Origin of the sequence: Fischerella sp. PCC 9605 (assembly GCF_000517105.1) — a bacterium.
In the GTDB taxonomy this organism is placed as follows: Bacteria; Cyanobacteriota; Cyanobacteriia; order Cyanobacteriales; family Nostocaceae; genus PCC9605.
The window spans coordinates 77,099-102,271 of the sequence record NZ_KI912151.1 but is presented as its reverse complement, the minus strand read 5'-3'; the positions used below and the strand labels follow the sequence as shown (position 1 = coordinate 102,271).

At 41.9% G+C, this 25,173-nt stretch carries 26 protein-coding genes and 1 pseudogene; 13 read left to right on the top strand and 14 right to left on the bottom strand.

All coding sequences use genetic code 11. The features are described 5' to 3' along the window. Window positions 1–717: 717 nt before the first annotated feature. On the top strand, window positions 718–1,455 hold the full coding sequence (gene surE / locus FIS9605_RS0125485; RefSeq protein WP_026735107.1) for a 5'/3'-nucleotidase SurE: 738 nt from the start codon (window positions 718–720) through the stop codon (window positions 1,453–1,455). Window positions 1,456–1,628: 173 nt separating this feature from the next. On the opposite strand, the gene FIS9605_RS0125480 is transcribed toward surE, so the two are convergent. Next, on the bottom strand, window positions 1,629–1,928 hold the full coding sequence (locus FIS9605_RS0125480; RefSeq protein WP_026735106.1) for a hypothetical protein: 300 nt from the start codon (window positions 1,926–1,928) through the stop codon (window positions 1,629–1,631). A gap of 573 nt (window positions 1,929–2,501) precedes the next feature. Between FIS9605_RS0125480 and FIS9605_RS0125475 the strand changes: the two genes are divergently transcribed. Further along, on the top strand, window positions 2,502–3,185 hold the full coding sequence (locus FIS9605_RS0125475) for a sugar transferase (protein ID WP_026735105.1): 684 nt from the start codon (window positions 2,502–2,504) through the stop codon (window positions 3,183–3,185). A 66-nt stretch (window positions 3,186–3,251) separates the two neighbouring features. Here FIS9605_RS0125475 and FIS9605_RS0125470 read toward each other — a convergent pair whose 3' ends face one another. Further along, window positions 3,252–4,556, bottom strand: coding sequence for a sensor histidine kinase (locus FIS9605_RS0125470; protein ID WP_026735104.1), 1,305 nt, complete (start codon window positions 4,554–4,556; stop codon window positions 3,252–3,254). Window positions 4,557–4,806: 250 nt separating this feature from the next. On the opposite strand from FIS9605_RS0125470, the gene FIS9605_RS38175 reads away from it, so the two are divergent. Then, window positions 4,807–5,133, top strand: a complete 327-nt coding sequence (locus tag FIS9605_RS38175; protein WP_231510462.1) for a VOC family protein — start codon at window positions 4,807–4,809, stop codon at window positions 5,131–5,133. 90 nt (window positions 5,134–5,223) lie between these two features. Here FIS9605_RS38175 and FIS9605_RS0125460 read toward each other — a convergent pair whose 3' ends face one another. Next, window positions 5,224–5,748 (bottom strand): hypothetical protein, encoded by a 525-nt coding sequence (locus FIS9605_RS0125460; protein WP_026735103.1) that lies wholly within the window; start codon window positions 5,746–5,748, stop codon window positions 5,224–5,226. A gap of 417 nt (window positions 5,749–6,165) precedes the next feature. Here FIS9605_RS0125460 and FIS9605_RS0125455 point away from each other — a divergent pair, with 417 nt between their 5' ends. From FIS9605_RS0125455 to FIS9605_RS0125445, 3 genes and pseudogenes are all read left to right on the top strand, one after another. Next, on the top strand, window positions 6,166–6,798 hold the full coding sequence (locus FIS9605_RS0125455; RefSeq protein WP_026735102.1) for a class I SAM-dependent methyltransferase: 633 nt from the start codon (window positions 6,166–6,168) through the stop codon (window positions 6,796–6,798). A 306-nt stretch (window positions 6,799–7,104) separates the two neighbouring features. Continuing rightward, window positions 7,105–7,518, top strand: a pseudogene (locus tag FIS9605_RS38170) (GNAT family N-acetyltransferase); the annotation flags it as partial. 76 nt (window positions 7,519–7,594) lie between these two features. After that, entirely contained in the window at window positions 7,595–8,041 is a 447-nt protein-coding gene (locus FIS9605_RS0125445; protein ID WP_231510461.1) for a GNAT family N-acetyltransferase, read from the top strand. Here FIS9605_RS0125445 and FIS9605_RS0125440 read toward each other — a convergent pair. Both FIS9605_RS0125440 and FIS9605_RS0125435 read right to left on the bottom strand, forming a co-directional pair. Then, window positions 8,038–8,691 carry a glutathione S-transferase family protein gene (locus tag FIS9605_RS0125440; protein WP_026735100.1) on the bottom strand — a complete coding sequence of 218 codons (654 nt, stop codon included), beginning with the start codon at window positions 8,689–8,691 and terminating at the stop codon, window positions 8,038–8,040. The two genes, FIS9605_RS0125445 and FIS9605_RS0125440, sit on opposite strands and share 4 nt — an antisense overlap. 7 nt (window positions 8,692–8,698) lie before the next feature. Next, a complete protein-coding gene (locus FIS9605_RS0125435; RefSeq protein ID WP_026735099.1) occupies window positions 8,699–8,971 on the bottom strand; it encodes a hypothetical protein in 273 nt (90 codons plus the stop codon). A 165-nt stretch (window positions 8,972–9,136) separates the two neighbouring features. Here FIS9605_RS0125435 and FIS9605_RS0125430 point away from each other — a divergent pair, with 165 nt between their 5' ends. The 3 genes from FIS9605_RS0125430 (at window position 9,137) to rnhA (ending at window position 12,037) form a co-directional block, all read left to right on the top strand. Then, window positions 9,137–10,027 carry a LysR family transcriptional regulator gene (locus tag FIS9605_RS0125430; protein WP_026735098.1) on the top strand — a complete coding sequence of 297 codons (891 nt, stop codon included), beginning with the start codon at window positions 9,137–9,139 and terminating at the stop codon, window positions 10,025–10,027. 312 nt (window positions 10,028–10,339) lie between these two features. Beyond that, window positions 10,340–10,783: a protein tyrosine phosphatase family protein gene (locus tag FIS9605_RS0125425; RefSeq protein WP_035140229.1), complete on the top strand. Its 444-nt coding sequence runs from the start codon at window positions 10,340–10,342 to the stop codon at window positions 10,781–10,783. Window positions 10,784–11,122: 339 nt separating this feature from the next. Then, a complete protein-coding gene (rnhA, locus tag FIS9605_RS0125410; protein ID WP_026735096.1) occupies window positions 11,123–12,037 on the top strand; it encodes a ribonuclease HI in 915 nt (304 codons plus the stop codon). Window positions 12,038–12,057: 20 nt separating this feature from the next. Here rnhA and cruG read toward each other — a convergent pair whose 3' ends face one another. Both cruG and cruF read right to left on the bottom strand, forming a co-directional pair. After that, window positions 12,058–13,251: a 2'-O-glycosyltransferase CruG gene (gene cruG, locus FIS9605_RS0125405; protein ID WP_026735095.1), complete on the bottom strand. Its 1,194-nt coding sequence runs from the start codon at window positions 13,249–13,251 to the stop codon at window positions 12,058–12,060. A gap of 162 nt (window positions 13,252–13,413) precedes the next feature. Further along, window positions 13,414–14,319, bottom strand: coding sequence for a gamma-carotene 1'-hydroxylase CruF (gene cruF, locus FIS9605_RS0125400; protein WP_026735094.1), 906 nt, complete (start codon window positions 14,317–14,319; stop codon window positions 13,414–13,416). A 386-nt stretch (window positions 14,320–14,705) separates the two neighbouring features. On the opposite strand from cruF, the gene FIS9605_RS0125395 reads away from it, so the two are divergent. Then, window positions 14,706–15,152, top strand: coding sequence for a hypothetical protein (locus FIS9605_RS0125395; protein WP_026735093.1), 447 nt, complete (start codon window positions 14,706–14,708; stop codon window positions 15,150–15,152). Window positions 15,153–15,272: 120 nt separating this feature from the next. On the opposite strand, the gene rpmA is transcribed toward FIS9605_RS0125395, so the two are convergent. Both rpmA and rplU read right to left on the bottom strand, forming a co-directional pair. After that, complete coding sequence (gene rpmA / locus FIS9605_RS0125390) at window positions 15,273–15,551, bottom strand: 50S ribosomal protein L27 (protein ID WP_026735092.1); 279 nt, start codon at window positions 15,549–15,551, stop codon at window positions 15,273–15,275. Window positions 15,552–15,740: 189 nt separating this feature from the next. After that, the gene (rplU, locus tag FIS9605_RS0125385; RefSeq protein WP_026735091.1) at window positions 15,741–16,139 is read right to left on the bottom strand and encodes a 50S ribosomal protein L21; all 399 of its coding nucleotides are present in this window, start codon (window positions 16,137–16,139) and stop codon (window positions 15,741–15,743) included. Window positions 16,140–17,310: 1,171 nt separating this feature from the next. On the opposite strand from rplU, the gene FIS9605_RS0125380 reads away from it, so the two are divergent. Both FIS9605_RS0125380 and FIS9605_RS0125375 read left to right on the top strand, forming a co-directional pair. Then, on the top strand, window positions 17,311–18,402 hold the full coding sequence (locus FIS9605_RS0125380; protein ID WP_026735090.1) for a nucleotidyltransferase domain-containing protein: 1,092 nt from the start codon (window positions 17,311–17,313) through the stop codon (window positions 18,400–18,402). Between the two features lie 381 nt (window positions 18,403–18,783). After that, a complete protein-coding gene (locus tag FIS9605_RS0125375) occupies window positions 18,784–19,002 on the top strand; it encodes a hypothetical protein (RefSeq protein ID WP_026735089.1) in 219 nt (72 codons plus the stop codon). A 363-nt stretch (window positions 19,003–19,365) separates the two neighbouring features. On the opposite strand, the gene ribD is transcribed toward FIS9605_RS0125375, so the two are convergent. From ribD to FIS9605_RS0125355, 4 genes are all read right to left on the bottom strand, one after another. Next, window positions 19,366–20,574, bottom strand: a complete 1,209-nt coding sequence (ribD, locus tag FIS9605_RS0125370; protein ID WP_026735088.1) for a bifunctional diaminohydroxyphosphoribosylaminopyrimidine deaminase/5-amino-6-(5-phosphoribosylamino)uracil reductase RibD — start codon at window positions 20,572–20,574, stop codon at window positions 19,366–19,368. Window positions 20,575–20,894: 320 nt separating this feature from the next. Then, on the bottom strand, window positions 20,895–21,515 hold the full coding sequence (mreD, locus tag FIS9605_RS0125365) for a rod shape-determining protein MreD (protein WP_026735087.1): 621 nt from the start codon (window positions 21,513–21,515) through the stop codon (window positions 20,895–20,897). 5 nt (window positions 21,516–21,520) lie between these two features. Beyond that, on the bottom strand, window positions 21,521–22,324 hold the full coding sequence (mreC, locus tag FIS9605_RS0125360) for a rod shape-determining protein MreC (RefSeq protein ID WP_026735086.1): 804 nt from the start codon (window positions 22,322–22,324) through the stop codon (window positions 21,521–21,523). A gap of 80 nt (window positions 22,325–22,404) precedes the next feature. Beyond that, window positions 22,405–23,412 (bottom strand): rod shape-determining protein, encoded by a 1,008-nt coding sequence (locus FIS9605_RS0125355; protein WP_026735085.1) that lies wholly within the window; start codon window positions 23,410–23,412, stop codon window positions 22,405–22,407. A gap of 369 nt (window positions 23,413–23,781) precedes the next feature. Between FIS9605_RS0125355 and FIS9605_RS0125350 the strand changes: the two genes are divergently transcribed. Further along, window positions 23,782–24,147: a single-stranded DNA-binding protein gene (locus FIS9605_RS0125350; RefSeq protein ID WP_026735084.1), complete on the top strand. Its 366-nt coding sequence runs from the start codon at window positions 23,782–23,784 to the stop codon at window positions 24,145–24,147. Between the two features lie 146 nt (window positions 24,148–24,293). Here the strand turns inward: FIS9605_RS0125350 and FIS9605_RS0125345 are convergent, their stop codons facing one another. After that, the gene (locus tag FIS9605_RS0125345) at window positions 24,294–25,040 is read right to left on the bottom strand and encodes an SIMPL domain-containing protein (RefSeq protein ID WP_026735083.1); all 747 of its coding nucleotides are present in this window, start codon (window positions 25,038–25,040) and stop codon (window positions 24,294–24,296) included. Between the last annotated feature and the right edge of the window lie 133 nt (window positions 25,041–25,173).

Below are 25,173 nucleotides of genomic sequence, written 5' to 3'. Positions count from 1 at the left end.
TAACTTTGCCCTTACTGCTCCGAAATACAACACTTTTTCTTCGCATCACATTACTAGAAACTAGCAATAATTTCTTTGCATGTATTGACTAGTTCAGCATGCTAGTTTTCACTAGCAAAGCGATAGAAAAGAAACAGTAAAGCTATCTGACTTATATTTATGGCAACTAAACTTTTTTCTGAAATCCCGCTTTTGAGTCGCGAATTTCTGTTAGCTGTTGTTTTTTTAGCACAACAAACAACCAAGTATTAACAACAGCTTTTACTAAAAAGTTCACTACCTTTTAGATGTGCCATAGATGTAAATTTTGAATTGATTGTAATATTCCCAATTAGTAATACTCGCTTATGGTGGAGTATCTCCAACTTCGGCCATCACATTCAATCTCAGGGAAAAAACATACGCGCTTCCCCGATTCATATGACGGCTTACTTGCAGCCAGATTTTAGATGCTGCTGTAATCATGACCCGCGAAAAGAATCTATAAACAATTTACGTACTCACCACAGCGTCCGTATTTTGACGGTACTACTGAATTTAAGCATTACTCCAAATTTACAAATATTTTTTCCGAATGGAGTTATATTTTTTTACAATTTTCATGAAACTTTCATGAAGTTACGATCATCTTCATAATATGCTTTGCATTCTCTAGACCAGAACCACATCAAGAGGGAAAAAAGGGAAAATCAAAAAGTTAGCCATCGCCGAAATACTATGACCCTAATTCTCACTAATGATGATGGTATAGACGCCCCAGGCATCAAGGCGCTACTTAAAGCTGTAAACAAACTTGGTATCAGTGACTGGCAAGTGGCAAATGGAAAGTACCCAGCATCCACTACCAAACTTCCCATAATTGTAGCCGCTCCCAAAGATCATCTTTCGGGCTGCGGGCATCAAGTCACCACAACTCGCGCGATCTACGTTCACCGTCGCTCAGATGATGAGTATGCGATCGCTGGTACTCCCGCTGACTGCGTTAGAATTGCGTTAACACATATCTGCAATAATGTCCAATTTGTGTTGTCTGGGATCAACGCTGGTGGCAACTTGGGAGTAGATGCTTATATTTCTGGTACTGTCGCCGCTGTCCGAGAAGCAGCAATGCATGGTATTCCTGGAGTTGCTGTTTCTCATTATCGCAAAGGCAAGCTGAATGTTGATTGGGATGTTGCTGCACGTTGGACAGCTAATGTTTTAGCAGACTTACTCAACCGTCCTCTAGAACCGGGAACTTTTTGGAATGTGAATTTGCCTCATCTGCTACCAGGAGAACCCGATCCGGAAGTTGTGTTTTGCCAAGCTTGTACTAAACCTTTGCCCATCGACTACCGGGTTGAGGGCGATGAATTTTATTATGCTGGCGTATATCAACAGCGCGATCGCACTCCTGGTAGTGATGTTGATGTTTGCTTTTCAGGGAAAATAGCAGTAACTCAGTTAAGGGTTTAAAATCAGTTTAGAATTCGGAATTGAAAATGGTGAATTCCGAATTCTGAATTAGTAGTCTGTCACAAAGATTATGACAGGCTAAGAAAGTTTGTAGTAAGTACTTTAGTACTTAAATGAGGGCTAAAGCCCTCACTACTAACCTATCAAAATTAGTGTGGTGGATAGATTGACTTTCAGCTATCTGACCCTTCAATTAATCTCATCATTCGATCTAGAGTTTTTGTAAGTTGAGATAGTCTTTGCAGTGAATCATCCTGGGTTTCCGCAAGAGTTTGTACTGCATCGCACAAGGCCAAAATTTGATAGCCTTGTTGCTGTAGCTGTTTTCCCTGTTGTTCGACTTGGGTACTAAGACTATCTACTCTTTCCGCCAAACGCTCAATTGTCTCGGTGGTGGCGAGTACTGCTTCCCCTATTTGTTCCACAATTGATTCCAAGCGACCTATTTTAACTTCCGCCCCTGCAACAACCATTGATTTAGCTCCTCAACTTTGAGATAGCATGACAGTAAATTTTTGCTGCTTATTCTTAAATAATTAAATACAAACAGCCCAAACAAGTAGCTATTGCCACTTTCTTATTAATTTGTGATTTATTCCGGACACTGATGCAGCAAAAATAAACCTAACTATTAGTTAAGAAAGTAAAATGCTCACGACCTGAGCACGATCACCTTCTGTCAGAGTTTCAAATAGGAAGTTCCTCTTTTCTCCACTTCTACAAGAAGTCTAAAGTTTTTGGAAGAGGAGTGTTGCCCACTATTTGCACGTGTCACATATTTGTTGAATGTTTCGATGTTAACACTCAGTTAGTAGCAAATGCTAACACAATTACCTGTAAAATCCAGATTTAAAATCATATTTCATCCCCCATAAGATATATTAAATACTCTTTATCTGAAATTTATAAAAAATGATAATCAAGGTCGCCTTGATGAAGATTCGGTGAATCTACTGTTGTAGTTGAGTTTCTCTAATAGAGGTAAGTCTATATTCAAAGTAAAGATACGTAAAATTATATTTTTTAATCAACATTACGGCTTGACAATGTACCAAACACCATTCATAACCGTTGTTGAAAGTCCAAGCTCTAACGCTAACACTTGGGAATTACAATTTACCTCTCACCCTTCGGTCAGATCTAAATTTAAACGTTGTTTAGATATCGTGGGTAGTTTGGTTGGGCTATTGATATTGGCGATTCTGTTTGTACCGATCGCGATCGCCATCAAAATAGATAGTCCAGGCCCTATTTTTTTCAAACAAGAACGCTATGGGTTGCAAGGGCGTCCGTTTTATATCCGCAAATTCCGTTCAATGGTATCTAATGCCGAGCAGATAAAATACTTAGTAGAAAATGAAGCTAACGGACTAATATTTAAGAATAAAAATGACTTTCGAGTCACCAGGGTTGGGCGGTTTTTGCGAAGCACAAGTTTAGATGAACTACCACAGTTTTGGAACGTATTGGTAGGCGAAATGAGTTTAGTCGGAACACGTCCACCCACTGCGGATGAAGTAGCTAACTATAACCAGCGTCACTGGTTGCGTTTAAACGTAAAACCTGGTTTGACTGGTGAATGGCAAGTTAATGGTCGTTCCCACGTGAAAGATTTTGAACAAATTGTCGATTTAGATTTGCAGTATCAGAAGAAATGGCATCCAATGTATGACGTCTTACTAGTTGCCAAAACTTTCTACATCCTCTTGGGTAGAGTGGGAGCTTTCTAAAAGTCATTCTCTCACGATCGCGTCACGTGCTACAACGCGCTGGCTCTAAAATTCAAAACGGTATAATTAAGCAGATTGGATATGAATTGGGAACTGAATAATAAATTCTGTCCCCTGAAGAAGTTGAGAAATACATTTCAAACTTCCACCATGCTTTTTTATAATCTGGTAACTAACAGAAAGTCCTAAACCTGTACCCGAACCAACTGGTTTAGTTGTAAAGAATGGGTCAAAAATTCTTTGCTGAATCTCTTCTGTCATACCACATCCGTTATCAGCAATCTGAATGTTTACGCAATTATCTACAATATTTGTGTGAATGCGAATGGTAGGGACTGGGTAATAGTTATTGGTTACTGGGGATTGGGAAGAATTATTCTCTAATCCCCATTCCCTAGTCCCTAGTACCTGATCCAAAGCATCAATAGCATTAGTCAAAATATTTATAAATACTTGATTAAGCTGGCTAGGATAACACTCAATTTTGGGAAGAAGTCCATATTCTTTAATAATCTCGATCGCTGGACGATTTAGCTTAGCTTCTAAGCGATGCTGTAAAACTAACAAAGTGCTATCAATGCCTTCATGAATATTAACTGCTTTCATTTCAGCTTCATCCAGACGTGAGAAGTTACGCAAGGATGAGACGATCTGACGAATGCGTTCGGCTCCTATTTTCGTGGAAGATAAAACTTTTGGCAAGTCTTCTTGCATGAAATCAAGTTCAATGTCCTCAGCGTAGGCTTGAATTTCTAGTTCTGGCTCAGGATAGTATTGATGGTAAAGTGAGAGCAAGCTAAGTAAGTTTTGAATATATTCTTTTGTAGAATTAATATTACCGTTAATGAAGTTGATCGGGTTGTTAATTTCATGGGCAACACCTGCAACTAATTGCCCTAAAGAAGACATTTTTTCACTCTGAATTAGTTGAGATTGAGTATTTGCAAGTTCCTTGAGTGTAAGTCTGAGTTCGTTATTCGCTGCTTCTAGTTGTGCTGGACTTGGCAAAGCTAGTGCTTTAGGAATTATTGGCATCAAAGCGATCGCCGTGTACAAAGAAACAACAGCAGTGATCACTTTGATTAAACCTGCTAACCAATAAGTTGGATGCCAAAGTGTCCAAACATCCATCAAATGGGTTGTACCACATAAGACGATGAAAGCGCCAAATAATAAGAGTAAGGATTTAAAAGGAAAATCCTTGCGATTTTTGGCAAAGTAGACTAAGGCAACAGGAATAGAATAATAGACAAGAGCGATCGCAGAATCGGAAACTAGATGCAGTAAAACTAAGCCGCGCTGCCAGAGATAACAATGTCCGTGGGGAATAAACGAACCATCATTAAAAAAGCTTTGCAATAATTCCAGCATTGACCGTCTACTGAGTATAATTTAGCAACTGAACTCAAATGACAAATTATACGCACTGACAGCACAATTGTCCTTAGTATTATCACCCAGATGTTTTGCCTACTACTAGAGCATAGATTCAGTATTCATGAATCTTTTTGCTAAATCATAGCTAGATAAAGGTAAACAACACCAGAGACGCTGTGTAAGACTCAGACCGGATTTAGTTTCGGGTATCTAGTGATAGATACACCCAACAGAGCGACGGCGAGTGAGACGCGAAGCCTCGCACGTAGCGAAAGTGAAGTGCGTGGGTACTTCACACGATGAATTTCCTGATTATGGTCTAGAATCACCCACTACTCTCAATGGTTCTCCTGTGACAATTCACCTGCAAGTTGATGACGCAGACACTTGGTTTGATCGGGCCGTAAGTGCAGGAGCAACAGTAACAATGCCTCTAGATGATATGTTCTGGGGCGATCGCTACAGTAGATTGGTCGATCCCTGTGGTCACTACTGGTCAATTGCTAGCCAAATTGGCGAGGTATCGCGAGAAGAAATGATGCAAAGAGCAGCAGCAGAATTGGCTAATTGATAAATTTAAGTAGTCATACACCGTGGCGCAGTTGATGGAGAAATTCGCGAAGAATTAATGCAAAGTAGTGCTTAAATCATGTCCTTCTCTCTAATTTTTGCAAATTTGGGATGCTCCCAATCCATCCGGCACAAGTTTCACCAAATCAATTTCATTCCGAATATCTCTGCTAGCTCCTTTGCGGTTACTGTACCAGTTCAAATCATACTTTTGGTTATGCTCATCAATCATTTGCTGGCACTTTTGCAAGACATTTCCTACATATTTTGAACGGGAACCAGTCAGGACAACGATCGCGCTTTGGGTGATACACCAGCGATGATCGTTGTCTGGTGCTAACTCATTATTATGCTTCATCATGGCAAAAATAGTGCGTCGGGTGAGTTCCTCTGCTCTACCTGGATGAGTCCTGTAGGCAGCATCATTCAGGAGTGTGGCTGTGAGAATTGTGGTTAAGTCAGTCTCTTGTCTCTTCCTGCATTTAGCTATTAAAGTGCGGGCATATATGCGGCAAGCTTGCTGGATAAAATCAGCTAGATTCATACCGGAATATTCGAGGGCATCCTTCACCATTTCCTGAGTCTTGCGATCTAGTTTTAATTGTTCGAGCATCATATATCCTAGTCCTAATTATCGTAAAATCTGATGGGTAGTTGTCACCATAAGGTATTTTTTGTACCAAAAGTATTCTTGATAATTGTCAAGAAAGATGCTTGTTTTCGTGTTTTCTTGCAAACAAGATTCTTGGCAGAAAATGAAGCAAATACAGAAAGAAGTATCGCCAATTGAGAACAGTGTTTCTAGTGAAAATCGTGATTTTAAGATTTAACTTAAGTTTTTTAGTTATTGTCTTTTCAATTACATAAACTATGAGTGCTAACTTAGCATTAAGTTAAACTAAGGCAAATTTCAAACACCCAAATTTTGCAAACGTTTGACTTTTTACTGCTAAATTTGTAATAATTATTAGGCTGTGTTGAAGTTGCTTTTACTGGCAGACTGGAAAAAGCACGAGCGCAACAACATCTACTGATGAACCAAATTAACCTTTGGACTTCCGCAGACCATGCCTTATCGTATTTGGCAAAAGCGGATCAAATTCCCCATCGCACAGAAGGTGAAGCAGTATTGTTAGAACACGTTCCCAAAAATGTCAAGCGCATTCTCGATTTGGGAACTGGGGACGGTCGTTTACTATCTCTCCTTAAAATTGACCGTCCGCACACTCAATCTATTGCTGTAGACTTTTCACAGACTATGCTGGCAGCAGCCAGAACACGCTTTGCTGGGGATTCTACAGTACAAGTAATTGCACACAACTTAGATGACCCACTACCTGATTTAGGTAAATTTGATGCCGTTGTCTCCAGTTTTGCTATCCATCACCTCATCCACGATCGCAAACTTTCCCTCTATAGAGAAATCTTTCATTTGTTAGAACCAGGTGGAATTTTTTGCAACCTCGAACATGTAGCATCCCCAACACCAAGACTGCACGAGTGTTTTTTACAAGCAATTGGTAGAACCCTTGAGGAAGATGATCCATCAAATAAACTTTTAGATGTGGAAACCCAACTCAGTTGGCTGAGAGAAATTGGTTTTACTGATGTAGATTGCTATTGGAAATGGCTGGAACTAGCACTACTGATAGGCTTAAAACCATAAGCTAATTTAATCTTGGTAGCTGCGTAAATTCCTAATCTATCTCTGATAAGTAAATAATGGTTCAAATAGATCGCACGCAGCGAAGACTCCTTTTTTTCAACGCAGTACAACATTGAATTTTCTTTGTGTCTTAGTGTCTTGGTGGTGAAAAAATAAATTTTATTAACCACCAAGACACTAAGACACCAAGTACAATCACAAGCCTAGACCCCTTCATACTTACATTCATATAATGATGCATTACGACGGAGTGTGAGAAATATATATTTAGTGCAGTCAAACAAATTGATAGAGTAATTGTTGCCTATGACTTACCAAATTGTCGAACAACTGAGTAAAAATCAGGTTTCAGATTTACTTGATTTGTATAAGAATGAATTCTGGAGTAAACAACGTACCCATGAACAAGTCGAGAAGATGTTAGCAGCTTCAGATATAATCATTGGGTTAATTGATGAATGCGATCGCTTAATTGCTTTTACTCGCGTTCTCACTGACTTTGTTTACAGGGCAACTATTTATGATGTGATCGTCAAACCTACCCATAGGAAAATGGGGCTTGGTGCTAAATTGATTGATGCAGTCATTAATCATCCCAAGTTATGTTCTGTAGAACAGTTTGCTCTCCACTGTTTGCCAGAGATGATCCCGTTTTACGAACGCTGGGGCTTTACCGCTGATGTAAGTGATATTCGCTTGATGTACCGTACAAACAGCAGTGATAAAAGTTATCAGAATAATGAACAAAATAAATATTTCAATTCGAGATGCATTGCCGACGGACATCCCAAATATCATGAAATTTATCCATTTAAAGGCTGAATTCGATGGTTGTCCGGAAACAGCAAAAGCAACTCCTCAGAAGTTAGAAGAAGATTTTTTTGGAGACAAACCCCTTGCTTTTATTCTTTTGGCTGAGGTTGATGGAAATGCTGTTGGGTTCGCTACATATCACTTTATCTATTCCACCTTCCTAGCAAAACCTGGTATTTGGCTTGATGATTTGTATGTCAAAGCAGAACATCGTAACAAGCGAGTTGGTGAATTACTAATGTTACGCTTGTGCCAAATAGCGCAAGAAAAAGGCTGCGGTAGAATCGATTGGACTGTGGCTAAATCCAACAATCGCGGCATCAAATTTTATGAAAGAATGGGTAGTAAGATTGTTGAACGGGTGAGATTATGTCGATTAGATAGTCAGGCGATCGCAACTAACGCATCTCTACAAGAAAAAATTCCCTAAAACTCAAAAGCCGAAATAATTTCTTGCTCAGCCTCTCCTGCTTTTATCCACTCCTGCAACGCTGGTAGTGCCAAAATAGCTTCAACGTAATCTTTAGCAACAGCATCTAACTGCACGTTATAGATAGTAAACCGCAACACAACTGGGGCAAACATCGCATCAGCAATTGTAAATTTACCAAACAACATATTGCCACCACTGCCAAACTTTTGTCGACATTCTCGCCAGATGGTGGTAATGCGATCGATGTCTTTTTGTACCCCGATTGCCATACCTTTACCAGGAAGTTTAGCACGGCAATTCATCGGCATATTGTTACGCAAATTTTGAAAACCCGAATGCATTTCTGCGCTGATAGAATGAGCAATTGCCCTTGCTGCTTTATCCTCTGGCCACCAATTCAGATTTGGGAATTCTTCAGCTAAGTATTCGCAAATAGCCAGAGAATCCCAAACAGTTTGAGTGCCATGTAACAAGACTGGCACTTTTCCTGAAGGAGAATATTGGCGAATTTTCGATGCAGATTCCGGGGTGTAGAGAGGAATACGAATTTCCTCTAAGTTCAAACCAAATTGCTTCATCGCCAACCAGGGACGCAGCGACCAGGATGAATAATTTTTATTGCCAATTACAAGAGTTAAGTCAGCCATATTTTAATTACCGATAAAGCTGTTCAATCCAAGCAAGCATATCAGATTCAGAACCTGATGTGAAAGATTTGCCTGTCGCGGGATCGTATGCTTCCCAATAATTATGACCGTAGCTGTCTACTTTTTGCCAAACTTTTAATTCTTGACTTGTTAGCACAGCATTCACTATCTTTTGCCAAATACCACGCAAAAATTTCTGCAAGGCTGAAGTATTGTCATCGCCAAATTTTTGTTCTAATTCTGTGTCATCAGATTGCAGACACATGCAGTTATTGTTCATAGAATTATTCCTGAGAATCCATCAACAATAAACACTCTAGCAATGCCTCAATTAGCAATCAAATCATGGCTTGTATAGTTTCTATAAATGTGGTTTATAGATAGAAAAATAATTGATACAATTTGTTTGAGAAAACCAAATCAAGCATCTGCGTTGGAATTACCGATGAAACTCTCCCAGATTCGAGCCTTAGTTGCTGTGGCGGAGTATGGTAACTTTAGTGAGGCGGCTAGTGAATTGCAGCTTTCTCAACCAGCAATTAGTCATGCTATTGCTACCTTAGAAGAAGAACTCGGCGTGTCTTTATTTGCCAGAGGTCGTTATGGTGCAGTGTTGACACCAGCAGGGGAGCGAATTTTGGATCACGCCCGTCAAGCCCTGCAACATCTGGAGATGTTACAAGCAGAAGCAAATCTGCATAAAGGTTTACATGGTGGTCATGTGCGGATCGCTTCTTTTCGCAGCGTCGCCACTCATTTATTACCACAAGCGATCGCCAAATTTCACCATCAATTCCCAGAAATTGCCGTCACACTCATTGAACGCGTTGACTACTTGGATATCGAAAATTGTTTGCGGGAGGGACGTGCTGATATTGGTGTTACCTATCTACCTACAAGTGATGAATTTGAAACCTGGGAAATTCTCCGGGATGAGTATGTAGCTTTACTACCACCATATGCTCAAGTTAACAGTCCCCAGATCGTATGGAAAGATTTAGCTGCTTATGCACCAGTCTCGCTGATGTGCTTACCCTGCGGACGCATTCTGCACAACCACATCAAGAATACAGCGCCCTTCCTGAATACCGCTAGCGACATCCAGGAAGACTCTACCATTGTCAGCATGGTAAATCAAGGACTCAGAGCTGCGATTCTCCCTCGCCTAGCAGCAATACCAATTCCCCCAAAGGTGCAGGTATACAGCTTGCCAGAACCGCTAGAACGAGTGATTGCCGTTGCAATATTATCTAATGCTCTGCATACTCCTGCGGTTTTCAGATTTTTAGAAATGTTAAAAAAATTTGATTTTCAAACTTTAGCTCAATCCCCATGAGCTTATATCAACGATTGTGGGGCTTTGTACCTCAGTCAAAACTAATATTTGATCGTTAATATACTTGTAAAGAGACACTTTTGGGGTTCAACCTGTGTATTCGTGCAATGGCAAGCGTAAATTTTACATCATGTCCGTCCTTCTCTGCGTTTCCACTTCAACCTATCTGGTGTATCAATCCTAATTACAGGTTTGTAAACAGACATGATGCGATTGCTCATCCAAAATTTTTGTCTTAATGAAATTAAAAACTAAGGCTTTATTCGTCAAACAATCATCAATCGCTCCTGCAATCCAATGTCCCATAACTGTATGGAAAATATCTACAACTTCCTGCAAATCTCAAATTCAATCGCCACATCAGGACAACCAACTAAAGAAGAATTTGCACTTATCAAAGAAGCTGGATATCAAGTAATTGTGAATTTGGCATTACCAGAATCTCCCAACGCCTTACCTAATGAAAAACAAATTGTCGAATCTCAAGGTATGGAATATGTCAACATTCCTGTAGTTTGGGAAAAACCCACATTGGAGAATCTCAAAGACTTTTTTCAAGTTATGGAGACAAACACCAATAAAAGAGTATTTGTACATTGTGTGGCAAATAAGAGAGTTTCTGCTTTCATGTATCTTTATCGCCGTTTGTGTGAAGGTATCAGTGATATAGAAGCTAAGAAAGATTTATATGAAATCTGGACTCCCGATGCAAATTGGCAAAAATTTATTGAACAGACAATTGATTATTACAGCTGAAGGGTAATCATTACGGCCTACAAACACTGTCACCTCAATAAAATCGATAAAATACAAGCATAACCACGATACAAAACAGTGGTAGATGCTCAGATGACTTTGGCAGTGGCTAAAAAGGCTTTTTCAGCATTTATTTGGAACTTCTCCCCAACCCTCTACAAAGCTGAGATTCCTGCAAACACCAAAAACCCTCTGACTTACAAACCCAAGCCTTCTTTTTGAGTTTAGGCATAGGTGTAATTGCAATTATGCTAACCTTAATTATTCTCCGTATTTTCCGCCGCTAAACTCTTTTTTTTCTCTGCGTTCTTTGCGTTCTCTGCGGTTAAAATCTTAACCATGTCATATCAACGCACAATTCAAAGTATATACACTGATGGTGCTTGCACCGGCAACCCAGGCCCTGGGGGTTGGGGTGTTGTCGTCTACTTCAGCGATGGTTCCATTCATGAAATAGGCGATGCTTCCCCCAAAACTACCAATAACAAAATGGAGATGCAAGCCGCGATCGCTGCTTTACAATTTCTCAAAGCATCCGGACAAACCGAACCTATCACTCTCTACACTGATAGCGAGTATCTGATCAACTGCGTTACCAAATGGGTAAAAACCTGGAAACGAAAAGGCTGGAAAAAAGCAGATGGTAATCCCGTCCTCAATCAAGACTTATTAGAGGAACTCGATCAACTCAATAGCAGTCAGATAAAATGGCAACACGTCCGGGGTCATGCAGGTAATGAAGGAAACGAACGCTGTGATGCGATCGCTCGTGCCTTTGCCGATGGTAAAACCCCATCACTGAGACAAGTTTCCGGCATTAATCCATTTGATGCATTTTTACGAACATCAACTGAAGCTGTGGTAGCAAGCGTATCTGATTGTAACCACGAATCGACGATAATTAACAAAAATACACAAGATATCAGTGCTCTTGCATCAGAGATAACTATGATGGATACATCGAATCACTCAACTACCCTCTCCCATGAGGAATTACCACGCGAAATGAGGGTGGTACAACTCCACAACTTAGTGGAAACCCTACGGATCGCTGACGAAATAGCCGAAAAAGGCTACTTAATCACCAGTTCAGAATTGGCAGACTTGATGGATGTCCACGCCAGCGCCGTTACTAGTCGCGGAGATCAATGGCGCTGGCGTAACTGGATCGTTTCGCGAGTCAGACGAGAAGGTAATCAAATTCTTTGGGAACTGGAACGCGGCGATCGCATTAAAGATGAAAATGACGAATAAATTATGAACGATCAAAAGTTTCATAATTCATAATTTCTTCCCCGCCACTGTCGTGGAGTGCGGAATGCAGATAAGAAGATTCGCATTACCGCCAAAGGATCAGCCAACGGGGAAAGCCAAAACAACCAACCGCCTCTAGTCTGGGTGCGATCGTAACAGGGTGCGATCGCCAAAAGCATAGCAAAGCGAACTATCAGCAGAAATGTATTTAGCCCCAATAGGAAGAGAGGGGGAGAGGGGGAGAGGGGGAGAGGGGGGGAGAGTAACAAAAAAATGAGTACGATGGGGAGGGGTAGACCCTGAACTGAAGTGAGTAGCCACAAATCACCCCATAATTGGGCGCGGGAAGAAGCATCTTTCAAGTCGAGACTTCGTCCCCATTCTTTCCACGTCTCTATCGCCCCTTCATACATCCGCACCTTTAGCACTTTCGCCCCATCTAAAAAGCCTACCCTAAACCCAGAAGCGGCTATATGCCGAGCCAAGGTAACGTCGTCGCAAAAAGAACTTTTAGCACTAGTATAACCACTTACAGCAGCGAGAACGGAACGGCGGCATAAAAAGCATTGTCCATTCGCCATTACCCTTTCTGACCGATCTGTATTTATACCAGCAGGGTCAAAACGGTAAAGCAGCGTCATTAACAGCGCTGGTTGCAACCAGCACTCTCCTGGATATTTGAGGATGAACTGAGGCGAAAGGGAAACTAAATCATATCCCTCAGCTGTGGCTGTCTTTATCAAACCCGCAACTAAACCGGGTGATGGTTGGGTATCAGCATCCATACCCAAAAACCACTCACTTGCTTCTGAGGAATGCAAAAAGCCGTTATGCAATGCCCAAGGACGCCCTACCCAAGTAGAGGGTAAAGGATCATCGGTAACTAGACGAAAGCGGGGGTCTTGTTTTTGCGCTGCTTTGACCAAATCGCGAGTGCCATCTTGGGAATTGCTATCTACAACGATAATTTCTCGGACTTCGTAGCTTTGGCGACTTAAGCCAGCCAACAGGGAACTAATGCGTAGAGCCTCATTAAGGGTAGGAACAACTATACTGACATTACCGAGTAGTTCTGGTGTCGGGTTTTCGGGTGTAACGGGAGGATGGCGTAGGGGGCCTTTGAGGAGGCGCGACAGCAAAATTGCTGTTGCGGGCACTTGTATAAGTAGTAAAAAAAGCGAAAAGGCGCTTGCTATTATCAACCAGCTTGTCACTGCAAAAATATTGGGCTAACGCAAAAGGTATGTAAGATGTGATAAATAAGGCAGGGCGTTGCAGAACCAGTGCGTTGGGGATCTTTTTCCCCAACGCTACTGTGCAGGGATTCTAAACCCCCCTGTTGTAGCAACTGCCGTCGTGTCTAGTAGAATTTTGATTTACTTGAGAGCAACTTTTACCGGAGCTACTTGCACTTCCTTGGTTGCAGCTTCTACAGCTGATGTAGATGTAGTTTGAGCTTTCCACCACAGTACCACGGCCGGAGTCACGCCTAAGAACATCCCTAATAATACAGGAATGGGGAATCCAGCCGCCAAGCTCATGACTGTGGCAAAGGCAAAGTTGCTTAAGTAAACAATTAAGGGTAGATTAAGTTGCGATCGCTCTAATTTAATTGGTGTACTCCGCCACAACAGTGCAGCCACCGTCATAAACACCGAACCAGTACCAATCCACCCAGCAAAGTTTTGATAAGGCATCCCAAAAAAAGCTCCCGGTTGTTGCCAATACCAGAAGGGTAGAGAAGTTTGGCTCATCGCTGGATCAAGTACAAAATCCCAAGAAGTAAGCAACAAAGCACCCAAACCTATCGCACCGACATGACGCAGCAGGCTGGGTTTTTTATCTACTTCCAAACCAGCACGCGCCAGCAAGTAAGACACGCATCCTACATAAAACCACGACAAGGGAATGGTAAACGGTACTAAACCCGCAATTTTATAACCCAAACCACTTAAGTAGCTGTAGTGACCAAAAGGAAAGCCAGTGCTGGTTCCCAATAATTCACTGCTTAAAGAAATAAACACCGAGGGCAGCATAAATGACAGCCACAAACGTAACCCTAAGATTCGATAAGCATACAAAGAAACAGCTGCCGCACCCAAAATCATATAAACCACGCCACCTCCAGCCATACTCCATTGCATGGCTGTTTGTCCTATATCGGCTAAGTTCAAAATTATTTCGGGGTGGGGAACTACCAGTAATATTCCTACCAGTCCAAACACCATCGATATAATATGACCAGTGAGGCACACGCGCTCAGCGATAACAAGTTGTTTCATGATATTTCCTTAATCAAGATGTGACACGCGGCTACGTAACTGCTAACAGTTTACAAATGTTTAAGAATATATGTAATTTACTTTTTGCTAAAAATTTCTGTCAACTTGCACAAAAGGCTCTTGGGAAGCATAATCGCCTATTGATTGCAGTAAAAACAAATAAGAAGATTAAAGTAATAAGCTAACAATCGTTCAATCTGTATCCCTGCGTCTTGCGTCTTGCTGTCTTTGCGTTACCGCGTCTTCGGATTATGTAACTTAGAGGTACATTAGCTTAACCACTAGCAGTGGCTACAAAAAATACATTAATATTTACGCTTAACTACTTAGTTGCGTCTGTATAGTTTTGGAATAAAAACTTAACTCGCTGCTGAGAATAACAACCCATGTTAATTTTGAAGAGACTTCCCTGGCTTTCTCTGTTGCTGCTGCTGTCTACCTATACTACCTTAGGTTGGGTATTATATAACGCAAATATTCAGCCTTATGTATGGGTGTTAGTTGTCCTTGCCATTTTAGTTTTTGTAGGAGGCTTGACTATTCCTTGGTCAAAGATGGCTGATTATTCGATTAGCTTCTTTGCATCAAATGTTAGGTCTTTCGGTGTTGCAGTCTTAGGGGCTTTTTTATTTTTTCTTATTCTTGCCTGGTTCCGTCAGTTTCTGGATATTTTGGTGATTACTGCTGCGGTCATTTTGGTGAAGATAGACTTTCAAGCAGCAGGATTTAAAGAAGGGCTGACCTTTTGGATTACAAACATATTCTCTCTAACAGGTTTAGGTTTAGGTGCATTAGCAGCAAAGGTAGTGTCAGACTATATAACAGTATCTTAAAAGGGTTATCATCAATTACAACAGACACCGAACGCATCAGAATTTATCCTAGCTTTTCTTTACCCTTCTTTCACCTATTTCAAGCTAAGGTGGGCATTGCCCACCACTATACTCTGGGGATTAAGACGCAACAGCAGATTCAGTAACAGCTGGATAAACGCTGACTTTTTTGCGGGTTTTGCCCTTGCGTTCAAAAGTTACTACGCCGTCAACTAAGGCGAACAAAGTGTCATCGCTACCAATACCGACGTTATTACCGGGGTGAAATTTAGTACCGCGCTGACGCACAAGAATATTGCCTGCACGGACAACTTGACCACCGTAGCGCTTGACACCCAGACGCTGAGCGTTAGAATCACGACCGTTGCGTGTACTACCTGTTCCTTTCTTATGAGCCATGATTTTCTCCTCTTGATAATGGGAATTGGTTAGTGGTTAGTAGATAGTAGTTAGTAGTAACCAACTAACCCTTCGGGTTCGCCAGTCGTACCCTGCACCGAAGCCGCCCTGCGGGCGTCTACATGGGGGGAACCCCCTTTGGAGCGCGCTGGCTCACCACTAACCACTAACTACTAACTACTATCTCTATTATTCAGCAGCTGTTTGTGCTGGTGCTTCAGCGGTTTCATCAGCTGTCGGGGCGGTTTCAGCTTCTGAAGCCAGCACAGAACCATTCAGGCTAATGGAGTCAATCATTAGCCTGGTGATTTCCTGGCGATGTCCCCGCTTTTTCCGGGTTTTCTTTTTCGGTTTCATTTTGTACACGATGACTTTGCGACCCCGGAAATGCCGCATCACCGTTCCTTCTACTTTTGCGCCTGACACTAACGGCTGTCCAATTGTAACTTCACCGTTGTGTTGTACTAATAGCACTGATTCTATAGTAACTTTTTCATCCGGTTGGGCAGAAAGCAGTTCGATATCATAAAAGCGGCCTGGTTCAACTCGTAATTGCTTGCCGCCAGTTTCAATGATTGCGTAAGTCATGTAATTGTCCTTAGTCAGTTGCCGTACAGGTAGCTGGCTTTGTCCTTTAAAAAAACGCGAGCGATCGCGTTCTTGAAATTCTGTTTACCAGCTTTTGTAGTATGTCTACCTGATCCGAGCTGGAAAATAGACAGACAATCTAAAATTATACTAGATTAAATCCGATTGAGTCAACTAAATTACCCAATGCACTTTAATCTAGCAAAAAGACAAGCTGTGATGTGAGGATTTGCACTGGCTATGCTGAGATTTTGCACCATTCTTAATAAGAGCCAGAGGCTCTCGACTATTGCATAGGCGTGCAAAATGTGAATACAGAAAATTAATTGTTGGTCACAAATGATTTTTTGGATAGCAATTGTTAGTGTTTCGAGTTAATGCTGTGAATGCTGTCTATGTGTTCCCAAGAAGGTGCAAAAGATGGGATGGATAAAGAGCAAGCTTTCCACCCAGATTTGACTGCTACATTTAATAGATTACACGTGCCTCCACGTTGTCCTACAGGTGTGTAATGGCGACAGTACCGACAAGATGAAACACAAGATTTTAAGGTTGTCATAGCCACCAGTTGATTATAAAAGAGCCTTCCTAATTGGGATTGATTTTTCACTCTCAAGTATGGCAATCATTTCCTGAAATCTACCTATAATCTGTATGATTTGCTATAAAAAGTTTGCATTACTAAATATAAGTTTATGTATAAAACATGATGGCATTTCTTACTTACGTGTATTCAATGAATTTTATGTAAAAGTGCGGGAAATTACGGAGCAGGCAGACTAAGTATAAATAGCTAAAAAAGTAATTACTAAAATTATTTTTATAGGGGAAGATGTAATTGGTATAGGACTAGTATTTGATTTTTGAAAAGATACGTAGGGGAGGCAAAAAGGGGTGTGGATTTTCCTCCCCCTTTATTGCCGTTGCGTTAGCCTTTGGCGTAACGCACCATTCTATGTTTTTGGTGCCGTACTCTCGCCGATCGCACACCCTACGTGTACTTAGATTTTTTCAATCATCAAACCGGATTCCTATAGTTTTATTCCCTATTACCGACTGAATATGAATTCACATTGGATGTAGAGTATAAAAAAGTCATATATAATGAAATCTACTTATAGAAACTAGTACAATACATAACATTAATTCCTGCTGACATCTCGACAAAAATATGAAAAGAATAGAAGTTGAGGCAAGAACTATTTTGATTGGTTTAGCAGGTAGTCACGGCTATGGTTTAAACCGCCCAGATTCTGACTATGACTATCGGGGAGTGTTTATCGCTCCTAAAAGATATTACTTGGGTTTTGATCGGATTGAACAAAAAGATACTGGTTGGGATGAGCCAGGAATATTTTCATTTATAGATGGAAATAAAGATACAGTAATATACGAATTAAGAAAAATTATCCAGTTGTTAGCTGGAGCAAATCCCAATGTTTTAGAATTGCTGTGGTTAAATGAATATCCGGTATTAACGTCAGTAGGACAGCACTTAATTAACCATAGAAAGCTCTTTTTATCTAAGAAAGTCAAGCATACTTACTCTGGTTATGCTTTTGCACAAATCAAAAAGATGGAAACTCATCGTAAGTGGTTATTAAATCCACCGACAAAAAAACCAGCACCATCTGATTTTGGTGTAGAAGATGAACCACCGCTTACTAAAGAAGAATTGAACGCTTTTTTGGAGTATCTTTATAACTTAATTAAAGGCAAAATTGAATTTTTAGAAGAAGCAGAGCAACTATATCAGTTGCTAACAGCAGATATTGATTTTAAAGCTGTGCTGAAACAATATACATTGCCCGATAAAACTCTAGAATATACTCAAAACTTAACCAATAGCCGTAAGGATTTTATTCGCCTATTGCAGAAAAGTCAAAGCTATCAAAATGCTTTAAGAGAATGGAAAGCTTATTTATCATGGCAAGAGAATAGAAATCCTGCTCGGGCAGAAATGGAACGAAAATCAGGTTTTGACCTCAAGCATGGGATGCATTGTATTAGGTTACTACGTAGTGGCTTAGAAATATTACAGTTAGGAGAATTGATTGTAAACAGAAATATCGCTGGAGATGCTGATGATTTAAAAGCGATACTCAGAGGTGATTATTCTTATGAGCAGGTGATGAAAATGGCAGAGGATTTGATGGTTGAAATGGAAAAATTTTATGAAGAATCAATTCTGCCTGACAAACCTGACTTAGAGCAAATCAATGAATTGTGTATAGAATTAGTGGAAATGCAAGGGTGGAGTTAATATTAATAATTAATAATTTATAGTTGCTTGACATTGTTGGTTGATAAGTAGGTGGACGTAATTAAATATAGTTTGTAATGAGTGATTTATCTCTCTGGGCAAGGGTTTTAAGCGGCTCAAGCCCTGACTACGAGCTTTTATTTAATTGAGTCTTTCTACTTAAAAAATGACATGAATAATTGAATACACTTTCAAGCTTAAATAAAGTTAATTTCTGTGAAAAGCTCTGTTTGATATCACCTTTCTTAATCTTCATCAAGATATGAATCAAAATATTAAGTTTGTAATAACACTTGTGTCAGCTTGTACGTTAATACCGGAAGCTTCAAATCAAATTGTGTATCCTGAAAACAACTGACATTATCAAGAAATGGAGGTCTAATGACTCCCAGGATTATGCGTCAGCTTTGGTCAATAATTGAAGCCACCCAAACAAAGACGCTGTTGCAATTAGACGATGCTAGCTTAGTACAGTGGTTGGTAAAACAAACCACAACACAAGCTTTGCTAGATTGCCAAGAAACCGATTTCCTGTGTGACTACGTTAAATCCCGTCTATCCCTCATCCGCGATCTAGCTAATGAACGTCAGTATTCATGACAACAAAATCTAAATATCTTAGTCATTGGTCATTGGTCATTGGTCATTGGTCATTGGTGAGCCAGCGCGCTCCAAAGGGGGTCTCGCCCATGTAGACGCGCGCAGCGCGGCTTCGGTGCAAGGTACGACTGGCGTAGACGCCCGCAGGGCGGTGAGCAGCGCGCTCCAAAGGGGGTTCCCCCCATGAGCGACTCCGTAGACGCGCGCAGCGCGGTGAGACCAGCCCCCGTCTTGGCGGTCTCCGTCACGATGGGGGACTGGCGAACCCGAAGGGCTTCTCGCAGAGTAGGGCTTCTCGCAGAGTACCCGTAAGGGTCATTGGTAAAAACTAAGGACAAATGACAAATGACAAATGACAAAGGACTAATGACTCTTCTGTGGCAAATAGCCTTCTATTAAACAATCTGCTCCTACCACACGCACCTCTACACGTTCTAAGGATAATGCTTCGGTCATGGTGGTAAAACCTAAGTCACCGACAGGTGTTGGAGCATGACTACCACCAATGATTTTTGGAGCAATAAACGCCAGGACTTTTTGCACTGCTCCTTGAGCGATCGCACTAGCTGCCAAAGTCCCACCACACTCCCACAGCACGCTACAAAAACCTCGCTCGTATAAATAAGCCATCACTCGTTCTGGCGTCAGTGGTGACAATTCTATTACTTCTACCCCCCCTTGAAGCAACAGTTCCTTAAAAGCAGGGTTAGCTCCTACTTCTGTCAACACTAGAGTAGGAGCTTCTTTTGTTTGCCACAAGTTAGCTTGTTCCGGCAAGTTAAGACTGCGACTCATCACCACCCGCAGGGGATTATGCGCTCCCTGCTGACGGCTGGTTAAACGTGGATTATCAAATCTCACCGTATTTCCACCGACAATGATAGCATCGCAAGCAGCCCGCATTTGATGGACTATGCTGCGGGCTTCTTGATTGGTTATCCAAGTACTGTGACCAGTAGTGGTAGCAATTTTGCCATCTAAAGTCATGGCGTATTTCAAAATTCCCAAGGGTCGTTTGTAGAGGATGCGATGGATAAAGCCTTCATTCAATTTCCGACAGGCTTCTTCCTCCACTCCCACCACTACTTCTATCCCAGCTGTGCGTAACCGAGCAATACCACCACCTGCTACTAGTGGATTAGGGTCAACCATACCCACCACTACCTTTTTCACCCCAGCAGCAATCAATGCTTCCGAACAAGGAGGAGTGCGTCCGTGGTGATTGCAAGGTTCTAGACTGACATAAATAGTTGCCCCACGAGCGTTCTCACCTGCTGCTTTGAGGGCAAAAACTTCTGCGTGCGGCTCACCTGCACGAGGATGAAAGCCTTCCCCGATAATTTCTCCATCTTTGACAACCACCGCCCCAACCAACGGATTAGGAGAAGTGCGTCCCAAAGCGCGACGGGCAAGTTCCAAACATCGCTGCATCATTACCCGATCAAAGTCAGTTCCTACCTGTTCGTGGGTGTATGAATCCGATTTAATCACCGAACTTACTATAAGTGCATTTTCCCTATTGTTATTTGGCGGGGATGCATTTGTTTGGGCAACCACTGGAGAATTATCCATAATTTTATGAAATAGAGGAACTGGGGATTAGGGAATTGTTGGTTATTTACCACTGTACGGGCGGTTTTAAAAGATAAATAGTTGATTTTAACCGAAAGATAATCAGCAATACCCGCTCCCACTAACTACTAACCCTTAGCTTCTAATCCCTTAACTCTAGCTTTAATCCATCTTGCCAGAGGTTGCCAAAATTCCAGAAAAAAATTAGGAGTGAGGGCTATGTCTCGAGATTAAACCCAAGCTACCCTCACTCTTCACTCCTTGCCTGGGTTGTAATCCAGGCTATCCACACTCCGCGATTGGAAACTTTGAAAATTTGTTTAAGATTGCTGCTCTGCTAATTTTAGTCGCTGCCACCAACGATTTAAAGGAAAATAAACCACTGGTGCCCAGAGGCTACTAACGATCGCAGAAGCAAGAGCGACCTTCTGGTAATAAGCCCAGATGTCTGTTATATTGCGATCGCCCATCAATGTCAATTGTGAGGCAAAAATAGTTTCTGCCAGAACCGCCATTCCAAAGACAATCAGAGCGATCGAGATAAAATCTTCTTGGATAAAACGCTGTTTCTGAAGTAAAGCTGTGAGAAACCCTACTGCTCCCAAACTTAAGGCATGAGTAGGATCGGGTAATGCGATCGCATCTTGAAGTAACCCCAAAACCATACCAGCCAATGCACCTTGTAAAGGTGTACGCTTCACACTCCAAGCTACCACCCAAATTAACAACCAGTTAGGGCCAATTCCCAATAATTCCATACCAGGAAGGCGGGTAGGCAGCATCAGCAAGCATAGGATTGCAGACCCAAAAATCACAATCCAATTGATTATGAGTCGGAGGTGGGGATGCCAACGCGAAATGGGGTTGATGTGAAATATGGATTTTCGCGATCGCGATTTTGGCTTATTTTGCCTGCCACCCCGAAACGCAGGAATTTTCATATTCTTTATTTCTGCGACTGTTGACTTGCCGATAGGGGATTTTCCATCGGCTGGTTTTCTGGCTTGGGATACACAGTTACCCAATCCAAAGAGCGAATTGGCGGAAACAGTTCGACTTTCGCCACAGAAGCTGGAAGTTTCTTTAAATCTAAAGATTTAATTCGTCCCACTGCTAACCCAGACGGAAACTTTTGACTGTAGGTAGATGTAACAACTACATCTCCAGGTTTAACATTGGGGACTTTTTCATAAAACTCTAGCACCCCTTCTGCCGAAGCATCGCCCCGTAGAACCCCTTTAGCTCCCGTACGGCTGATATTTACACCGACTTTGCTTTTTAGGTTGCTGATTAACAATACACGGCTAGTGTTAGGAGTTACATTTTCTACCAGACCTACCAATCCACCTTCAGCCTTGACTACAAAGCCTTCCTGAATCCCCGCCTGACTACCGCGATTGAGGATCACTTGTTGCCACCAGTTATCGGCACTACGCCCCACTACCCGTGCTGGTATTGGACGAGAAGACAAAGGCTCTTTTTCAACGTAACTCAGTAACTGTTTTAGCTTTTTATTTTGGTTTTCTAATTCTACTATCTGGGTCTCTAATTCTAATACCCGAGCATCCCGCAAGCGTTCCTCTGACGTAGGGCCTGGCTGCACAATCTGAAATTGGCTGGTAATTCCCTGATAAAGCTCTAGTAACAGTGTTCCTTGAGTTTGTCTAACTACCCAAGCGCTAACAACTAATAGAGAAAGCAGCCCAATTTGTAACCCTTTATGCTCCCACCAGCGACGTAATGTAAACATATATACCTTTATTTAGCCGTATAACTATCGTCAATATTGTTTTTTTAACAAAACCAATATCTAAAAATTACTTCTTTTAGCTACATATTTCGAGAACGCCCGCTGAACACTCGTTCTAGCTGCTTGAAATTTTCTAACACACGACCTGTACCCAAAACCACGCAACTGAGAGGGTCAGCAGCAACATGCGTCACAATCCCCGTTTCATGACTAATTAACGTATCGAGTCCTTTCAGCAAAGCACCACCACCGGCTAGCATAATGCCCCGATCAATAATATCTGCCGCTAGTTCTGGAGGTGTGCGCTCCAGAGTCCGCTTTACAGCTTCGATGATTACTGATAGCGGTTCCGACATACTTTCACGAATTTCTGGCCCTTTGATGGTTACAGTTCGCGGTAAACCGGAGAGTAGGTGTAAACCCCGGACTTCCATCATGGCATCATCATCATCGTGAGTCGGATAGGCAGAACCAATGCGAATCTTGATATCCTCAGCAGTACGTTCCCCGATTACCAGGTTATGAACTTTCTTCATGTACTGCATTATTGATTCCGTGAGTTCATCCCCAGCAATGCGTACTGATTCGCTTAGTACTGTACCTTGAAGACTCAGTACTGCTACTTCTGTTGTGCCGCCGCCAATATCGATGATCATATTGCCAGTTGGTTCGGCTACAGGTAATCCTGCCCCGATGGCAGCGGCCACAGGCTCATCAATTAAGTAGACTTCTCTAGCACCTGCCTGCGTGGCAGCATCCATCACAGCTCGTCTTTCTACCCCTGTTACACCACTGGGAATACCAATGACTATCCGGGGTAACACTAGTGACTTGCCCTCATTTACCCGCTGAATAAAGCTTTTGAGCATCAGCTCGGCTGTGTCGAAATCGGCGATTACACCATCGCGCAAGGGACGGAGGGCAATCACGTTTCCAGGTGTTCGACCGAGCATTTTTTTAGCATCTTCTCCCACTGCCAGTGCTACCTTTTCATTTTGGTCAATGGCAACTACTGACGGTTCTTGGAGAACTATACCTTTACCTGATACATACACGAGGGTATTTGCGGTACCGAGATCGATACCCATATCTCGCGATAAGGAAAACTTACTGAAAAGACCCACGCGTCTTGTTGCCCCCTATTTTGATATTTTTGACTACTACCCTAAGACAGAATCGTGCAGGATTCTATTACTTTTTTTGACCTGAGTCCAGTAAACTAGGTTATCTTTTTATAACTTTTCGGAATCTTTTGCCTGTCTGTGGCTTTTACTTTTTTATATTCTCTAACTACGGGAGCATATCCGTATACTTTTGTATTTATAACAGAGTAATTTTTATCATTCGCATCAGTATTTATAATTGTTAATTATTTAACACTCTATTCTACAGGCAGAGAATTCGCTATGATGGGAGTCACGATTAAATGAGTACGCCTGTACTGGAAGGTAACACACATGAGTATTAATATTGTCACCCTAGTCGGTCGTGTAGGCGGCGACCCAGATATGAAATATTTCGAGGACAGTGGTAGTGTCAAGTGTAAATTAACACTGGCGGTCAGAAGGCGATCGCGCAATAGTGATGAACCTGACTGGTTTAACTTAGAACTATGGGGAAATACAGCAGAGGTGGCTGGTCGGTTTGTACGTAAAGGAAGTCTGATCGGAGTTAAAGGTTCCTTGAAATTTGACACTTGGAACGATCGCAGCACAGGTGCACTCCGTTCTACACCAGTCATCAGAGTAGACCAATTAGATTTATTGGGTTCCAAACGAGATGCAGAGGCAGAGATGATGGATACTAACCCTGAAAATTTTTAATTAGTTAGTAGTTAGTAGTTAGTAGTTAGTAGTTAGTAGTTAGTAGTTACTAATTGCTACTTGGTGATTGGTGATTATTATTTTTCTTTCCCATTACCTATTCCCTATTCCTTATTACCCACTAACCACTAACCACTAACCACTAACTAATAACTAATTTGCAACGTCACCGATGCTTCTACTTGCTGTTCACCGCCTTCTACAGGAGTAGCAGCATCCGCTACCTTGGCAGCCTCCGTACGAAGCATCGGACGTGGCGGTGGTGGTGGCGCATTTGCTCCATCGATTTGAATGCTAACTATCTCTTTACGCTGGAAACCCAAGGCGCTAAAAACCGCATCAGCTTGTTGCTGAGCTTCTTGAGTAGCTTCTTTGAATGCTTGTTTTTGAGCTTGGGCGATCGCTTCATCAGTAGCGACAAAACTAATACTATTAATCTGCGTCGCACCTGCTTTCACGGCTTCATCCAATAACGTACCAGCTTTATCAGTAGCAATACGGAAACTGACGGTGTTGGTAGCAGCATAGCCTGTCAAGCGCTGCACATTATCCTTATAGCTATACACTGGATTGAGAGTAATACCAGTAGTCTGCAATTTCTCCACATTACGGCTCTTAAGCAGTGTCACTACAGCTGATGACCTGCGTGCAGCTTCTTGCTGTGCCTCTTGTGCAGTTTTAGCCTGAACTTCTACACCCAAAACAACTTGAGCTAAGGTAGCAGGAATTGTTTCCACCCCGCGACCAGTCACTGTGAGAGTTCTGAACATCCTCTCTTTCTCTTGTGCTAGAACAGGCTGGGCAAAAGTCACACATACCAGCATGGCTAAAGATACGGTCTTCCACAAGTTCCCAGCAAATAGCTGAGAACCCAACAAGGCAGCTTTATTCATTTAACTTTCACTCCTCAGAAAAATAATGATTTGTTGGTAGTTGTTTGTTGTTTGTTGTACCTGCACCGTAGACGCGCTGCTCACCGCTGGCGCGTCTATGGAAAAACTAACCACTGTATGGGCATAATGCCTT

Excerpts from the sequence above, each read along its gene's own strand:
- surE (WP_026735107.1), top strand. The coding sequence starts at position 718 with ATGACCCTAATTCTCACTAATGATGATGGTATAGACGCCCCAGGCATC.
- FIS9605_RS0125480 (WP_026735106.1), bottom strand. The coding sequence starts at position 1,928 with ATGGTTGTTGCAGGGGCGGAAGTTAAAATAGGTCGCTTGGAATCAATT.
- FIS9605_RS0125475 (WP_026735105.1), top strand. The coding sequence starts at position 2,502 with ATGTACCAAACACCATTCATAACCGTTGTTGAAAGTCCAAGCTCTAAC.
- FIS9605_RS0125470 (WP_026735104.1), bottom strand. The coding sequence starts at position 4,556 with ATGCTGGAATTATTGCAAAGCTTTTTTAATGATGGTTCGTTTATTCCC.
- FIS9605_RS0125460 (WP_026735103.1), bottom strand. The coding sequence starts at position 5,748 with ATGATGCTCGAACAATTAAAACTAGATCGCAAGACTCAGGAAATGGTG.
- FIS9605_RS0125455 (WP_026735102.1), top strand. The coding sequence starts at position 6,166 with ATGAACCAAATTAACCTTTGGACTTCCGCAGACCATGCCTTATCGTAT.
- FIS9605_RS0125445 (WP_231510461.1), top strand. The coding sequence starts at position 7,595 with ATGAAATTTATCCATTTAAAGGCTGAATTCGATGGTTGTCCGGAAACA.
- FIS9605_RS0125440 (WP_026735100.1), bottom strand. The coding sequence starts at position 8,691 with ATGGCTGACTTAACTCTTGTAATTGGCAATAAAAATTATTCATCCTGG.
- FIS9605_RS0125435 (WP_026735099.1), bottom strand. The coding sequence starts at position 8,971 with ATGAACAATAACTGCATGTGTCTGCAATCTGATGACACAGAATTAGAA.
- FIS9605_RS0125430 (WP_026735098.1), top strand. The coding sequence starts at position 9,137 with ATGAAACTCTCCCAGATTCGAGCCTTAGTTGCTGTGGCGGAGTATGGT.
- FIS9605_RS0125425 (WP_035140229.1), top strand. The coding sequence starts at position 10,340 with ATGGAAAATATCTACAACTTCCTGCAAATCTCAAATTCAATCGCCACA.
- rnhA (WP_026735096.1), top strand. The coding sequence starts at position 11,123 with ATGTCATATCAACGCACAATTCAAAGTATATACACTGATGGTGCTTGC.
- cruF (WP_026735094.1), bottom strand. The coding sequence starts at position 14,319 with ATGAAACAACTTGTTATCGCTGAGCGCGTGTGCCTCACTGGTCATATT.
- FIS9605_RS0125395 (WP_026735093.1), top strand. The coding sequence starts at position 14,706 with ATGTTAATTTTGAAGAGACTTCCCTGGCTTTCTCTGTTGCTGCTGCTG.
- rpmA (WP_026735092.1), bottom strand. The coding sequence starts at position 15,551 with ATGGCTCATAAGAAAGGAACAGGTAGTACACGCAACGGTCGTGATTCT.
- rplU (WP_026735091.1), bottom strand. The coding sequence starts at position 16,139 with ATGACTTACGCAATCATTGAAACTGGCGGCAAGCAATTACGAGTTGAA.
- FIS9605_RS0125380 (WP_026735090.1), top strand. The coding sequence starts at position 17,311 with ATGAAAAGAATAGAAGTTGAGGCAAGAACTATTTTGATTGGTTTAGCA.
- FIS9605_RS0125375 (WP_026735089.1), top strand. The coding sequence starts at position 18,784 with ATGACTCCCAGGATTATGCGTCAGCTTTGGTCAATAATTGAAGCCACC.
- ribD (WP_026735088.1), bottom strand. The coding sequence starts at position 20,574 with ATGGATAATTCTCCAGTGGTTGCCCAAACAAATGCATCCCCGCCAAAT.
- mreD (WP_026735087.1), bottom strand. The coding sequence starts at position 21,515 with ATGAAAATTCCTGCGTTTCGGGGTGGCAGGCAAAATAAGCCAAAATCG.
- mreC (WP_026735086.1), bottom strand. The coding sequence starts at position 22,324 with ATGTTTACATTACGTCGCTGGTGGGAGCATAAAGGGTTACAAATTGGG.
- FIS9605_RS0125355 (WP_026735085.1), bottom strand. The coding sequence starts at position 23,412 with ATGGGTATCGATCTCGGTACCGCAAATACCCTCGTGTATGTATCAGGT.
- FIS9605_RS0125350 (WP_026735084.1), top strand. The coding sequence starts at position 23,782 with ATGAGTATTAATATTGTCACCCTAGTCGGTCGTGTAGGCGGCGACCCA.
- FIS9605_RS0125345 (WP_026735083.1), bottom strand. The coding sequence starts at position 25,040 with ATGAATAAAGCTGCCTTGTTGGGTTCTCAGCTATTTGCTGGGAACTTG.